The 13,296-nt window shown below is 71.8% G+C and carries 14 protein-coding genes; 6 read left to right on the forward strand and 8 right to left on the reverse strand.

Features of this window, described 5'->3' with window-relative positions:
• Positions 1 to 69: 69 nt before the first annotated feature.
• From HCN51_RS16705 to HCN51_RS16715, 3 genes are all read right to left on the reverse strand, one after another.
• The gene (locus tag HCN51_RS16705; RefSeq protein WP_155128738.1) at positions 70 to 375 is read right to left on the reverse strand and encodes a hypothetical protein; all 306 of its coding nucleotides are present in this window, start codon (positions 373 to 375) and stop codon (positions 70 to 72) included.
• 73 nt (positions 376 to 448) lie between these two features.
• The gene (locus tag HCN51_RS16710) at positions 449 to 1,066 is read right to left on the reverse strand and encodes a DedA family protein (protein ID WP_168010521.1); all 618 of its coding nucleotides are present in this window, start codon (positions 1,064 to 1,066) and stop codon (positions 449 to 451) included.
• 97 nt (positions 1,067 to 1,163) lie between these two features.
• On the reverse strand, positions 1,164 to 2,087 hold the full coding sequence (locus tag HCN51_RS16715) for a hypothetical protein (protein ID WP_168010522.1): 924 nt from the start codon (positions 2,085 to 2,087) through the stop codon (positions 1,164 to 1,166).
• A gap of 117 nt (positions 2,088 to 2,204) precedes the next feature.
• On the opposite strand from HCN51_RS16715, the gene HCN51_RS16720 reads away from it, so the two are divergent.
• From HCN51_RS16720 to HCN51_RS16730, 3 genes are all read left to right on the forward strand, one after another.
• On the forward strand, positions 2,205 to 2,717 hold the full coding sequence (locus HCN51_RS16720; protein ID WP_168010523.1) for a SigE family RNA polymerase sigma factor: 513 nt from the start codon (positions 2,205 to 2,207) through the stop codon (positions 2,715 to 2,717).
• Positions 2,704 to 3,444: a hypothetical protein gene (locus HCN51_RS16725; RefSeq protein ID WP_168010524.1), complete on the forward strand. Its 741-nt coding sequence runs from the start codon at positions 2,704 to 2,706 to the stop codon at positions 3,442 to 3,444. The genes HCN51_RS16720 and HCN51_RS16725 overlap by 14 nt, the downstream gene beginning before the upstream one ends.
• 95 nt (positions 3,445 to 3,539) lie before the next feature.
• Positions 3,540 to 3,983 carry an iron chaperone gene (locus tag HCN51_RS16730; RefSeq protein WP_168010525.1) on the forward strand — a complete coding sequence of 148 codons (444 nt, stop codon included), beginning with the start codon at positions 3,540 to 3,542 and terminating at the stop codon, positions 3,981 to 3,983.
• A gap of 12 nt (positions 3,984 to 3,995) precedes the next feature.
• Here the strand turns inward: HCN51_RS16730 and HCN51_RS16735 are convergent, their stop codons facing one another.
• On the reverse strand, positions 3,996 to 4,955 hold the full coding sequence (locus HCN51_RS16735) for a helix-turn-helix transcriptional regulator (RefSeq protein WP_168010526.1): 960 nt from the start codon (positions 4,953 to 4,955) through the stop codon (positions 3,996 to 3,998).
• Positions 4,956 to 5,016: 61 nt separating this feature from the next.
• On the opposite strand from HCN51_RS16735, the gene HCN51_RS16740 reads away from it, so the two are divergent.
• Positions 5,017 to 5,598, forward strand: coding sequence for a DinB family protein (locus HCN51_RS16740; protein ID WP_168010527.1), 582 nt, complete (start codon positions 5,017 to 5,019; stop codon positions 5,596 to 5,598).
• On the opposite strand, the gene aceE is transcribed toward HCN51_RS16740, so the two are convergent.
• Positions 5,567 to 8,026 (reverse strand): pyruvate dehydrogenase (acetyl-transferring), homodimeric type, encoded by a 2,460-nt coding sequence (aceE, locus tag HCN51_RS16745; RefSeq protein ID WP_168010528.1) that lies wholly within the window; start codon positions 8,024 to 8,026, stop codon positions 5,567 to 5,569. The genes HCN51_RS16740 and aceE overlap by 32 nt on opposite strands.
• A gap of 52 nt (positions 8,027 to 8,078) precedes the next feature.
• On the opposite strand from aceE, the gene HCN51_RS16750 reads away from it, so the two are divergent.
• Positions 8,079 to 8,681: a GntR family transcriptional regulator gene (locus HCN51_RS16750; RefSeq protein WP_168010529.1), complete on the forward strand. Its 603-nt coding sequence runs from the start codon at positions 8,079 to 8,081 to the stop codon at positions 8,679 to 8,681.
• Positions 8,682 to 8,900: 219 nt separating this feature from the next.
• On the opposite strand, the gene HCN51_RS16755 is transcribed toward HCN51_RS16750, so the two are convergent.
• Together HCN51_RS16755 and HCN51_RS16760 are read right to left on the reverse strand one after the other, a co-directional pair.
• Positions 8,901 to 9,575, reverse strand: coding sequence for a hypothetical protein (locus HCN51_RS16755; protein ID WP_168010530.1), 675 nt, complete (start codon positions 9,573 to 9,575; stop codon positions 8,901 to 8,903).
• A gap of 85 nt (positions 9,576 to 9,660) precedes the next feature.
• Positions 9,661 to 9,810, reverse strand: coding sequence for a hypothetical protein (locus HCN51_RS16760; RefSeq protein ID WP_168010531.1), 150 nt, complete (start codon positions 9,808 to 9,810; stop codon positions 9,661 to 9,663).
• A gap of 33 nt (positions 9,811 to 9,843) precedes the next feature.
• Here HCN51_RS16760 and HCN51_RS16765 point away from each other — a divergent pair, with 33 nt between their 5' ends.
• Positions 9,844 to 12,849 (forward strand): GH92 family glycosyl hydrolase, encoded by a 3,006-nt coding sequence (locus HCN51_RS16765; protein ID WP_346433674.1) that lies wholly within the window; start codon positions 9,844 to 9,846, stop codon positions 12,847 to 12,849.
• On the opposite strand, the gene HCN51_RS16770 is transcribed toward HCN51_RS16765, so the two are convergent.
• A complete protein-coding gene (locus HCN51_RS16770; RefSeq protein WP_168010532.1) occupies positions 12,839 to 13,279 on the reverse strand; it encodes a GNAT family N-acetyltransferase in 441 nt (146 codons plus the stop codon). The two genes, HCN51_RS16765 and HCN51_RS16770, sit on opposite strands and share 11 nt — an antisense overlap.
• Positions 13,280 to 13,296: the final 17 nt, after the last annotated feature.

Here is a 13,296-nt window from a genome sequence, read left to right on the forward strand (position 1 = left end):
ACGGACGCTTACGCACGAGATGCAGCGCTAAAAGCCTACTCTCATAAGGCGTGCATCCGGCCTATCCGGCTATTTGCCCTGCCCTGATGAGGAGGTGGGCGTGCTCGTCGGCTTGGCCGTCGGTGTCGGGGTGGTGGTGCTGGTCGGGGTGGTGGTGCTGGTCGGGGTGGCTGAGGGTGGGGCGGTTCCGGCGGTGGGGGCGGAGGGCGTACCGACCGAAAGGTAGGCCAGCACTCCGATCGCGACGAACACCACCGACACCACCGCCGCGGCGCCGAACCCGATCCTGCGGCGCAGGCGCCTGCGCCGCTCCTGCCGCAGAGCCTCCTCGCGCCGCATCGCGGCGCGCCTGCGCTTCACCTTTCGCTGTGACATGGCTGCTCCCGAGTACGGTCTCGGGCGTCACCATAGAAGGGCGGGCGTAATGCCGGTCTAAACCGAGAAGGCCCTAGTCGCGCAGGGCGTGGCGGCCCTTGCGGCGTTCGGCCACGCGGACGCCGACGAAGATCGCGACGGCGAGCAGCACGACGGCGATGACCGCGTTGGTGCCCATGCCGACGTAGGTCTCCACCACCGACCAGTTGCGGCCCAGGGCCCAGCCGGCCAGGACGAACAGGGTGTTCCAGATCAGGCTGCCGGCGGTGGTGAGGAGGGTGAAGGTGATCAGGGGCATGCGTTCGACGCCGGCGGGGATGGAGATCAGGCTGCGGAAGATGGGGATCATCCGTCCGAAGAACACCGTCTTGCGGCCGTGCTTGAGGAACCACGCCTCCGTCTTGGTGATGTCGGAGACCTTCACGAGGGGGATCCTGGCGGCCAGGGCGAGCGTGCGCTCGCGGCCGAGCAGCGCGCCCACCCAGTACAGCGCCAGCGCTCCGACCACCGAGCCGGCGGTGGTCCACAGCAGGACGGCGAGCAGGTTCATCTCGCCCTGGGAGGCGGTGAAGCCGGCCAGAGGCAGGATCACCTCGCTGGGGAGGGGCGGGAAGAGGTTCTCCAGCGCGATCGCGATCCCTGCTCCGGGGGCGCCGAGTGCTTCCATCAGGTCGATCAGCCATTCCGTCATGTGATCGAGCGTAGGAAGAGGCGGGGCCCGCTCACCATGGGGCGTGTGGCCGTTCCGGGGGTGGGGGAAACCACACCCCCTGGCCGGGGCGCGCGGGTCAGGGCAGGGCGGGGACGGCGGGCTGGGCGTCGGTCCAGCCGACGTCGGTCAGCGTTTCGGTGTACGACTTGCCGGGGAACGCCTTGTCCTGGATCTCGACCAGATGGTCCCGTGACAGCAGCACCATCCGGCCGGTGTCGACGACCAGGGTCAGGGTGACGTCGGTGCGTTTCTTGCCCTCGCCGTTCGACTCGTCGATGACGACGGCGGTGCCGGGCCGGCCGAGGGTGTCCTTGGCGGCGCCGGCCTGGCGCACCTTCGGGGAGGTCAGCAGGGCCTGGTAGGCGGCGGCGCGGACCTCCTTCGGGGCGGGCAGGTCGTAGAGGAGCTGCGGCAGGGTGGAGGTGACCCAGTCGCCGAGTCGGGCGGCCGGGACCTCGCCGACCTGGCCCGCCCTGCTGAGCCAGTCCTTGAGCCTGTCCGGGTCGGCGGGCAGGCGCTGCACCTCGTCGTACGTCAGCCACTGGCCCGCGAGGTGGAACTGCCGGCGCTCCCCCCGCACCGGGGCCACGTGGCCCTTGGCCGGCTCGGTGGACAGCTTCACGACCTTGCCGTCGATCGACTTGCCCCATTTGGCGGGCGAGCCGTCGCGCTGCCACGCCTTCTTGTCCTTCTCGGTCGCCGGCAGCGTCCCCAGGTCGCGGTACCCGTACCAGGACCTGCCGTCGGGGGTGGTCCACTGCTCGGAGACCCGCCGCTCCACCAGCGAGTAGGGGTCCGGCTTGGAGCCGAACCGCCAGGGGTGGAGGTGCGTCGTCACCGCCCTGGTGTGCCAGTAGGCGCCCTCGGGCGGCGCGGCAGCCGCCGCCGGCGGCGCGCCCAGGGCGGCGGCTGCCACGGCCAGGCCGGCGCCGAGCACGACCAGCCGCCGGGCCGGCGCGGTGGCGAACGTCATCGACTTGCTCACTGGTTTCCAACTCACGACCTTCCATACGCCTGGGCCGCGCGGAAGGGTTGCCTGCGAACTCTTTTCGGGCGGGCGGGCAACGGTCTCCCGTGGCCGGGGCGTATTAGGAGGCGTGAAATCGGACAGACAGCCGTGAGCGGCGCGGAGCACGACTTCGGCGCTTTCGTGGCCGCACGTGCCACGAGTCTGCTGCGGGTCGCCTATCTCGCCTGTGGCGACGAGACGGAGGCCGAGGACCTGCTGCAGACGGCGCTGGAGCGTACCTACCGGAAGTGGGACCGGATCCGCCACGACAGCCCGGAGCCCTACGTCCGCCGTGTCATCGTCAACGCGGCCATCAGCAGGGCCCGACGCCGGGCCATCCTCAAGATCATCCCCATGCACAGTCCTCCGGACACGCCGGCCCGGACGGACGACCCCGACCTGCAGCACGTGCTCAGGGAGGCGTTGCGGGCCCTGCCGCCCCGGCAGCGGGCCGTGGTGGTGCTGCGGTACTGGGAGGACCTCAGCGAGACGCAGACCGCCGAGGTGCTGGGCTGCTCGGTCGGCACGGTCAAGAGCCAGGCGTCGAAGGCCATGGCCAAGCTCCGCTCGGCGCTCGGCCAGGACACAGTGAAAGGAGCGATCAGGAATGCCCACGCTTGAGGACGAGCTCCGCCGGCTCATGGCGGACGACACCGCGCGGCTGCACGCCGCGCCCGACCTGCTGGAGCGGGTGGTTCGCTCCCACCGGGCCAGGAGGAGCAGGGTGAAGGCCGTGGCGGTGGCCGCGTCCGTGGCCGCCGCCCTGGTCGTCGTCGGCGGCCCCGCGGTCTACCTGTCCGCCGGGCCCGCGCCCACGGCGGGCGGGCCGGGGACGACGTCCGCGGTGCCGGAGCCGCCCGCCATCGACGACACCCCGCCCGCGCCGACCGAGCCCGCGAACCTCGGGGACCTGGGCGACGGGAAGGAGTTCGGGCACGTCAAGGTGGGTTACCTGCCCGAACGGCTGCGGTGGGGGAACTGGTCGATCGACCACGGCGACAGCTACTCGACGTCGTACAACTACGAGGGCGACGACGAGGGCTCGTACCGCGTGCAGATCTTCGTCTACGAGAACGGCGCGGTGCAGGAGCTGGAGGACCGGCTCCAGACGTTCCGGGACGAGGAGGAGGGCCAGGACGTCACGGTGGGCGGCCGGAGCGGCTACCGGGTCGTGGCGAACGTCGGCGAGGACGGCATGGCGGGCACCCCCACCCTCTTCCTCAAGCTGGGCGACCGGCAGTGGGCCGAGATCATCTTCAGCCCCGTGTACGCCAAGGAGTTCCGCGACGCCGAGGCCGTCACCGCGGAGCTGAACAGGATCGGGGAAGGGCTCACCTCCACCCTGTGACGCCGGGAACCGGTCAGTTTTCAAGAAGCCGCCGCCTGGGGCGACTCCCTAGCATGAGATCCACCCAGAAAGACCTGCACAGGAGGAACACCCCAATGGCGGACAACAAGGCGTTCGAGGGCTTCACCGACGAAGAGCGCGCCGCGATGAAGGAGCACGCCCAGGAGCTGAAGAAGACCGCGCGCCGCGGCGCGCGCGCCACCGCCGCCGACGGCGAGAACGACGTGCTGGAGAAGATCGCCGAGATGGAGGAGGCGGACCGGGCGCTGGCCGAGCGCGTCCACGCCATCGTCAAGGAGCACGCGCCGGAGCTCACCCCCCGGCTCTGGTACGGCCAGCCCGCCTACGCGCGGAACGGCAAGCTCGTCTGCTTCTTCCAGCCGGCCCGCAAGTTCAAGACGCGGTACGCCACGCTCGGCTTCAACGAGGCCGCCAACCTCGACGACGGCACCATGTGGCCGACGGCCTACGCCCTGACCGCGCTGACCCCCGAGGTCGAGGAGCGGATCGCGGCGCTGGTGAAGCAGGCGGCGAGCTGAGCGGCGCCGTCCTCAGGAGATCCCCGACAGGGCCGTGAGGCGGTGGGCGAGGCGGGCGGCCGTCTCGCGCAGCTCCGGCGGATCCAGGATCTCCGCCTCGAACCCCAGCAGCGCCACGTGCATGGCGATCCAGTCGAGGCTGGGGCCGCCGGAGATCAGCACGCACCAGCCGTCGCGATCGTCCTCGACCCGCCCCACCTGGGGCGGCACCACCTCGCGCACCTGCTCGGGCCGGGCGCGCAGCCGGATCCGCGACAGATACGGGTAGGGCGCCTCGGTCACGCCGCGCTGCACGTACGTGACCGGGTCGGGGTGCTCGCGGGGCGGGAAGCGCCAGGTCGTGGCCGTAGCCTCGCGCATCCGGTCGAGGCGGAAGGTGCGCCAGTCGTCGCGGTCCACGTCGTACGCCATGAGGTACCAGCGGCGGCTGGTGGCGACCATCCGTACCGGCTCGACCGTGCGCTCGTGCTCCTCGCCGCCGTGCCCGGCGTACCGGAAGCGCACCCGGACGGCGTCGCGGCAGGCCCGTGCGAGCGTCACCAGCAGCTCGGCGTCGATCTCGACGCCGGGGCCGAGCAGGGTGTCGGTGGCGCCGTGCACCGCGCGCACCTCGGCGCGCAGCCGGGGCGGCATCACCTGGTCGAGCTTCGTCAGCGCCCGCAGCGCCGCCTCGCCCGCCCCGGCGATGGTGCCGCCGGAGGCGAGCCGCAGGGAGACGGCGGTCGCGATGGCCTCGTCGTCGTCGAGGAGCAGCGGCGGCAGCCGGGTGCCGGCGCCGAGCTGGTAGCCGCCTCCGACGCCGGCCGTCGCGTGGACGGGGTAGCCGAGGGCGCGCAGCCGCTCCACGTCGCGGCGTACGGAACGGTCGGTGACGCCCAGCTCGGCGGCCAGCTCGGTGGCGGTCCAGGACAGCCGGCTCTGCAGCAGCGAGAGCAGGCGCAGCACCCGCTCGGTCGTCCCCTCGGCGGTCATGGGCCCATGCTCGCACAGGACACGGACCGTTCCTGTCCGGTATTGGCGGCAGGCTGGGCCCATGACCTGGAACGCGCTGCTCCGCGAGCAGATCGACTGGCACTGGACGAACCAGCTCCGCCCCCGCCTGGCGGGCCTCACCGACGACGAGTACTTCTGGGAGCCGGCCCCCGGAAGCTGGAACGTGCGCCCGCGCGGCACCGGCACCGCGCCCGTGCAGGGCGGATCGGGCGCGATGACGATCGACTTCGAGATCCCGCCGCCCGACCCGGCGCCGTTCACCACCATCTCCTGGCGGCTCGGGCACGTGATCGTCGGCGTGCTCGCCGCCCGCAACGCCTCCCACTTCGGCGGCAAGCCCGCCGACTACCACTCCTTCGAGTACGCGGCCACGGCGGACGAGGCGCTGGCCCAGCTCGACGCCGAGTACGCCACCTGGCTGGCCGGGGTCGAGTCGCTCGGCGAGGACGGGCTCTCCCGCCCCTGTGGCGAGGCGGAAGGCCCGTACGCCGAGTACCCGATGGCGGCGCTCGTGCTGCACATCAACCGGGAGCTGATCCACCACCTGTCAGAGGTGTGCCTCTTGCGCGACCTCTACCTGCACAGGACGGTCACGACCGGGACTGCTCCTCCACGGCCTTGAACACGGCGTCGGCGATCGAGCGCGGATCGACCCCGAAGTGCCTGCGTACGGACTCGCGCGTGCCCGACAGGCCGAACCCGTCGGTGCCGAGCGACGTCCACGGCTGGTCGATCCACGGCCGGATCTGGTCGGGGACCGCCCGCATCCAGTCGCTGACCGCGATCACCGGGCCCCGCGCCCCGGCCAGGGCCTGCCGCAGGTACGGCACGCCCGAGGAGGTCATGGCGTCGCGGCGCAGCTCGCTCCACGACGTGACGGACCAGACGTCGACGCCCAGGCCGTAGTCCTCCTGGAGCAGCTTCTGCGCGGCCAGCGCCCAGTGGATGGCGGTGCCGCTGGCCAGCAGGTGGGCCTGGCCGCCGCCCTCCGCGTAGCGGTAGATGCCGCGCAGGATGCCCTCCTCCACGCCCTCCGGCATGGCGGGCTGGGGCATCGGCTCGTTGTAGACGGTCAGGTAGTAGAACACGTCCTCGGGGGACGGGCCGTACATGCGCCTGAGGCCGTCGCGAACGATGGTGCCCACCTCGTACGCGAAGGCGGGGTCGTAGGCGACGCAGGCCGGGTTCGCGGAGGCGAGGAGCTGGGAGTGGCCGTCGGCGTGCTGGAGCCCCTCGCCGGTCATCGTGGTGCGGCCGGCGGTGGCGCCGACGAGGAAGCCGCGCCCGAGCTGGTCGGCCAGCGCCCACATCTGGTCGCCGGTGCGCTGGAAGCCGAACATCGCGTAGAAGATGTAGAACGGGATCATGGGCTCGCCGTGGGTGGCGTAGCTGGACGCGGCGGCGGCGAACGACGCCATCGACCCCGCCTCGGTGATGCCCTCGATCAGCAGCTGCCCGTCGGTGGCCTCCTTGTAGGCCAGCAGCAGCTCCCTGTCGACCGACTCGTAGCGCTGCCCCAGCGGCGAGTAGATCTTGGCGGTGGGGAACAGCGACTCCATGCCGAACGTCCTGGCCTCGTCGGGCACGATCGGCACCCACCGGCGGCCGGTCTCCGGCTCCTTCATCAGGTCCTTGACGAGGCGGACCAGCGCCATCGTGGTGGCGACCGGCTGCGTCGAGCCCTTCTCCAGCGCGCGGAAGGCCCGCTCGCCCGGCTCGGGCAGCGGCCGGGGCACGACCGTGCGGCGCGGGACGGCGCCGCCGAGGGCGCGGCGCCGCTCGGCCGCATACCTGGCCTCGGGGGAGTCGGGGCCGGGGTGCGCGTACGGCGGCAGCTCGCCTTCGAGCGCCTCGTCCGGCACCGGCAGCCGCAGCCGGTCGCGCAGGACGCGGAACTCGTCCTGGGTGAGCTTCTTCATCTGGTGGTTGGCGTTGCGGGCCTCGATGCCGGAGCCGAGCATCCAGCCCTTGACGGTCTGCACGAGGACGACGGTGGGCGCGCCCCGGTTGTCGAGCGCGCGGCGGTAGGCGGCGTACACCTTGCGCGGCTCGTGGCCCGCCCGCGAACCGCCGACGATGCGCCGCAGGTCCTCGTCGGAGTAGGGGACGTCCAGCCCCTGGAACAGGTGCTTCCTGATGTAGTCGCCGGACGAGGCCGCGAACGTCTGGAACTGCCCGTCGGGCACCTCCCCCAGCCTGGCCACCAGCTCGTCGGAGTCGAGCAGCCCGTCCCACTCGTGGCCCCACAACGCCTTGACGACGTGCCAGCCCGCGCCCCTGAACACGCCCTCCAGCTCCTGGACGACGCTCGTGTTGCCGCGCACCGGCCCGTCGAGCCGCTGCAGGTTGCAGTTGATCACGAACGTGAGGTTGTCGAGCCCCTCGCGCGCGGCCAGCGTGAGGGCGGCGGTGGACTCGGGCTCGTCCATCTCGCCGTCGCCGAGGAAGGCCCACACGTGGCTGCGCGAGGTGTCCTTGATGCCGCGATGGTGCAGGTAGCGGTTGAACCGCGCCTGGTAGATCGCGTTCAGCGGCCCCAACCCCATGGACACCGTGGGGAACTGCCAGAAGTCCGGCATCGAGCGCGGATGCGGGTACGACGGCAGCCCGCCCTCCGGCTCGCGCCTGAACAGGTCGAGCTGCTCCTCGCTCAGCCGGCCCTCCAGGAACGCGCGGGCGTAGATGCCGGGCGAGGCGTGGCCCTGGAAGTAGATCTGGTCGTGCTCGCCGTCGAAGAAGTGGTTGAAGCCGACCTCGTACAGCCAGGCGGCCGAGGCGTAGGTGGCCAGGTGGCCGCCCAGGCCGTGCTTGCTGCCCCGGGTGATCATGACGGCCGCGTTCCAGCGGTCGTAGGCCGAGATACGCTCCTCCAGCGCCAGGTCGCCCGGGTAGGGCGGCTCCTCGGAGGTCGGCACCGTGTTGACGGGCCGGCTGCTCGTGGCGAGCCTTCTCAGCAGGTAGTCGGCCCGTTCGGGGCCGGCCGCGCGGCGCACCGCCTCCAGCGACTCAAGCCATTCGGCGGTCTCCTGCGGATCCAGATCCTTCTCCATGCTTCCATTAAACACCCTATGATCGATCATCCGACATCTGTAGTCTGATGGCGTGAAACCCGTCGTCCGCTCGCCGCTCCGCGACCAGATCCGCCGAACCCTCCTCGACGGCCTCATCAGCGGCCGCTGGGGGCCCGGCGACCGCGTCGTCGAGCGCCAGCTCGCCGCCGAAGCCGGCGTCAGCCAGGCCCCGGTCCGCGAGGCGCTGCGCGAGCTCGCGGCGCTGCGCCTCATCGAGTTCTCCCCCAACAAGGGCGCGCGCGTGCGCGAACTCACCCAGGCGGACCTGCGCGAGGTCTACGTGGTCCGGGCCGGCCTGGAGGAGACCGCCGTCCGCCTGCGCCGCCCGCCCATCGCCGCCCTGCGCACCCACCTCACCCGCATGCACGCCGCCGGCCCCGTCGCCGACCAGGTCCGCCACGGCGTCGCCTTCCACCGCGAGATCGTCAGAGCGGCCGGGAACGAGGTGCTGCTGTCGGTGTGGGAGTCACTGGGCATCGAGGTGTGGACGCACCTGTCGATCCGCCTGTTCAGAACGCACGCTCTGGAGAACGCCGCCGACCACGCGCACCTCCTCGCCGCCTTCGAACGCGACGATCCGGGGGCTGGCGTCCTGCTGCGCGAGCACGTCCTCTCCTACGCGGAAACCCCCTGATTTCGTTACGGCAAGCGGGGTTGCCCCACCCGCCGCACCTGGCTGACGACCTTCCAGGGAGACGCCTGCTGACCCCTTCAGTGGCGCGCCACCGTTACGACGCCCCGTGGGCCATCTCCGTGGCCGAATCGGTCACCATGGCTTCGCCTACCGCATTGCGGTCATCATGGCCTCCGCCATCCACCGCATGCGGACACCATGATCCGCGTCCCCGGCCCGCTACCTAGCGGGTGGCACGGCCGCCAGGTTCAGCACCCGCACCCCGCCGTCCCGAGCCTTCCACGAGATCACCCCCGGCGTCCCGGACCACTCCCCGTCGGGCGGCTCGATCGGCACCAGCTCATCAGCCTCGGCGTCGTACACCTCCGACCCCACGAAGAAGCGATCCCGGTACGGAGCGGCCCCCACCTGCCCGGACAACCCCCGCCGCACCCGCACCCGGCTGCCGTCCGTCCGCTGCACCAAGGCATTCCCGTCCCTGACCCCGGAGCACCACGTGGGCCCGCACCGCAGCCCTTCGACCCCGCGCGCCGGCTTGATGGGCACGGTCCGGCCGGTCGCCAGGTTGACCAGCCTGGTGGGGTTGCCGCGAAGGTCGAGCGGCTCGTCGATCGCCCACGGCCAGGAGACGAGCTGCAGCCCGTCCGACCCGGCGATCTGCTCGATCATCCCGGCCGGCAGGTCGAGCCGCCACACCCCGCCGACCGGCGCGGACCACACCACCTGATCGCCGGCGACCTGGATCCGATCGACGAGCTCACCCTCGACCGGCCCCTGCCGCACGGGCTTCGCGCCCCCACGCAAGGGCACGAACCCGACCTCCCGCTCGCCCACCCACGCGACCCACTCACCATCGGCCGCCACCAGCCCCGGCGGCTCGGAAAGCGTGGCCACGAGGCTCGCCCGCGCCGCCGCCCGCGCCACCAGCTCACGTGCTGCCTGGCCATGATCGTTCGGACGTAGCCTTCGGGATCGTCCTTTACTCCCAGAGCTCGGCGTTGCCGTAGATGATGACCATGTACTTCACGATGTCCTCCTCCTTGTACGAGATGAGCACCCACTGGTCGGAGCCGGGGCGACGTTCTCGACCTCCCGCCGGAGGTTTTTCTCGGCTTACGGATGCGTTCATGGCCTGGACAAGGGAAGGCAGTGTGATCCTGACGTGTTCTCTCCCCGTTCGTGGCTCGCCGCGGCGATCACCGGTGCGTTGGTCGGCACCGTCGTCGCCGTCCCGGCAACGGCCGCCACAAGCACGCTCGTCCCCGCCAAGGTCAAGGATCCGGTCGCGTACGTCGATCCGCTGATCGGCTCGGCCGGAGGCGGCAACACCTATCCGGGCGCCGTCCTGCCGTTCGGGATGATCTCCTGGAGCCCCACCAACACGGCGGGCGACCAGACGAACGCCGCCGGCGCCAACGGCTACTCCTACAACACGCCGCGCGTGCGCGGTTTCGCGCTCACGCACGTCAACGGCGCGGGCTGCCATCCGGGTGCCGCCGGGGACGTGCCGATCATGCCGTTCGCGGGCGAGGTCGTCTCCTCCCCGACCGCCGACACCACCGACGCGGTCTACGCGAGCACGTTCAGCCACGACAAGGAGCGCGCGGAGCCGGGCCGCTACACGGTGACGCTCGACTCCGGCGTCAAGGCCGACCTGTCGGTGACGACCCGGGCGGGGGTGGGCGAGTTCACGTTCCCGCAGGGCAAGCAGGCCCATCTGCTCTTCCGCGTGTCGAACTCGCTGAACGGCAGCGAGGACGCCGAGATCACGATCGACCCCGCGACCCGTACGGTGACCGGCTCGGTGCTGACGGGCGCGTTCTGCGGCCGGCGCGCGAACGGCGGCGTGAACAACCGCAAGAGCTACTACCGGCTGCACTTCGCCGCCACGTTCGACCGGGCCTTCTCGGGCACGGGCACGTGGGTGGACGGCGAGCTGCGCAAGGGGACGACCGCGGCCTCCGGCGGCGAGGGTTACGCCACGGGCGCCGACCGGGCGGGCAGGGGCTCCGGCGGGTACGTCAGCTTCGACACCACGACGGACGCCGACGTCCGGATGAAGGTCGGCATCTCCTACACGAGCCTGGACGCGGCCAGGCAGAACCTGGCGAAGGAGCTGTCGCGCCGCGCGGACGTGGCGTCGGTGGCCGCCGATGCCCGCCGCGCCTGGAACGAGGCGCTGCGCTCGATCGAGGTGGCGGGCGGCTCGGCCGATGAGCTCACCACGTTCTACACCGCGATGTACCACGCCTACCTGCAGCCGAACGTCACCAGCGACGTGGCGGGCACCTACCTGGGCAGCGACCGGAAGGTGCACCGGCTGGCGAGGGGGCAGAAGGTCCAGTACGGCAACTTCTCCGGCTGGGACCAGTACCGCGCCCACACCCAGCTCCTGGCCCTGCTGGAGCCCGAGGTCGCCGGCGACTACGCACAGTCGTTGTACAACCTGGCCCGGCAGAACGGCGGCGTCTGGGACCGCTGGGTGCACGTGAACGGCCCCACCCACGTCATGACCGGCGACCCGTCGGCCCCGGCGCTGGCCGGCTTCTACGCGTTCGGGGTGCGCAACTTCGACGTGCGCGGCGCGTTCGACTCGCTCTACCGGCAGGCGACGGTGCCGCACGAGTCGGGTCTGTCCGACAAGGGCTGCCCGGGGCAGTGCGAGGGCCAGCGCCCGAACCTGGCCGAGTACCTGCGCCTCCGGTACGCCCCTCAGGACACCTGCCACTGCTGGGGCGGCGCCGCCGAGACGCTGGAGGACGCGACGGCCGACTTCGCGCTGGCCGACTGGGCCGGCCGCATCGGGCGTGACAAGGAGCGCGCCCAGTTGCTGCCGCGGGCGAGCTGGTGGCGCAACACGTTCAACCCGTCCGCCGGCGCGGAGGGCGGTTACCAGCAGGCCCGCAAGGCGGACGGGAGCTGGCTGTGGCCGTTCTCGCCGACCTCGGACGCGGGTTTCGCGCAGGGCACGAGCGCCACGTACACGTGGATGGTCCAGCACGACGTGTCGGGCCTGGCCGCCGCCATGGGCGGCAAGGACCGCGCGGCCGAGCGGCTGGACGCGTTCTTCCACCGGCCCGACGGCTCGTGGGCGACGGGCGGCGACGGCTTTCGCTACGACCCGACGAACGAGCCGGGCATCCACGTCCCGTGGCTCTACAACGCGCTGGGCCGGCCGTGGAAGACGCAGGAAACGGTCCGCGCGATGGCGTCGCTGGTCTACAGGACCGGCCCGAGCGGCCTGCCGGGCAACGACGACCTCGGCACGATGTCCGCCTGGTACGTCTTCGCCGCGCTCGGCCTGTACCCGCAGACGCCGAGCCGCGCCGAGCTGCTGCTGTCGAGCCCGATGTTCCCGAAGGCGTGGATCAAGCGCGGCAACGGCCGCACGATCACGGTGACGGCCCCGCAGGCCGCCCCCGGCGCGATCTACGTCCAGGACGTGAAGGTCGACGGCCGGAGGTACACCAGGTCGTGGCTGCCGGAGTCGCTGGTCGACCGGGGCGGCGAGGTCGTCGTCGACGTCGGCGCCACCGCGAACCGGCAGTGGGCCACCGCCGAGGCCGACCTGCCCGTGGACCACGTGCCCGCCGCGCAGACCCCGATCCCGAACCTGCCGGAGGCGTGCGAGCCGACCGGCGGCGCCTGCGCCCAGAAGCTCCAGTACGACGTGGACGGCGTGGCCACCGCCGACGCCAAGGCGCAGGGCAACCTGGACGGCAAGGGCTGGAGCTTCCCCGCGGAGCAGCTCCCGGCGCCCGGCCCGTACGAGGGTCACGTGATCCCCGACACGAAGGGCACGGCGGGCAACTTCCACAGCCTGCGCGGCCAGCGCACCTACCTCACGCCGGGCCGCTACCAGGCGCTGGACCTGCTGGTCACGGCGGTGAACGGCGACCAGCAGACGGAGCTGACGATCACCTACGCGGACGGGACGACCTCCACGGCCCCGCTCAAGGTGACCGACTGGGCGGCCGGGGCGCCGCGCTTCGGCGAGCAGGCGGCGATCACGGCGGACACCCGCTACAACGTCAACGGCACCGCCGACGGTCGCAAGGTGAGCATCTGGCGGGTCTCGGTGCCGGCCGACCCGGGCAGGGAGGCGGTCTCGTTCACCAGCCCCGCCGTCCCGAACGTCAAGGTGTTCACCCTTAGTACTAAGCCGTAGCCAGCGTCTTCGCGTAGCAGCGGGTCAGCGGGGCGTCCACATACCTGCCGTACGGCTCGGTCAGCGTGTACGCGCACCGCTCGTACAGGGCGATGGCCTCGGGCTGGCGCAGCCCGGTCGCCAGCCGCAGCCGCTCGTAGCCGAGGCTCCTGGCCAGGTCCTCCAGGGCCGCCAGGAGCGCGGTGGCGATGCCGCGCCCGCGCCGGCCGGGCACGACGTACATGCGTTTGAGCTCTCCGGTGACGGCGTCCATGGGTTGGACGGCGCCGCAGCCGACGGCCTGGCCGTCGATGGAGGCGACCAGGAACCTGGCGCCCTCCTTCACCTGCGAGCGCCCTTCGGGCCCGTAGCGGGCGACGAGCTCGGCGAAGGCCGCGTCGAGCAGTGCGGCGAGCTCGGTGTCCGCGGCGGGCCGCTCCTCGATCAACATGCCGACATAGTAGGAAA

This window comes from Nonomuraea composti (assembly GCF_012034275.1).
Lineage (GTDB): Bacteria > Actinomycetota > Actinomycetes > Streptosporangiales > Streptosporangiaceae > Nonomuraea > Nonomuraea composti.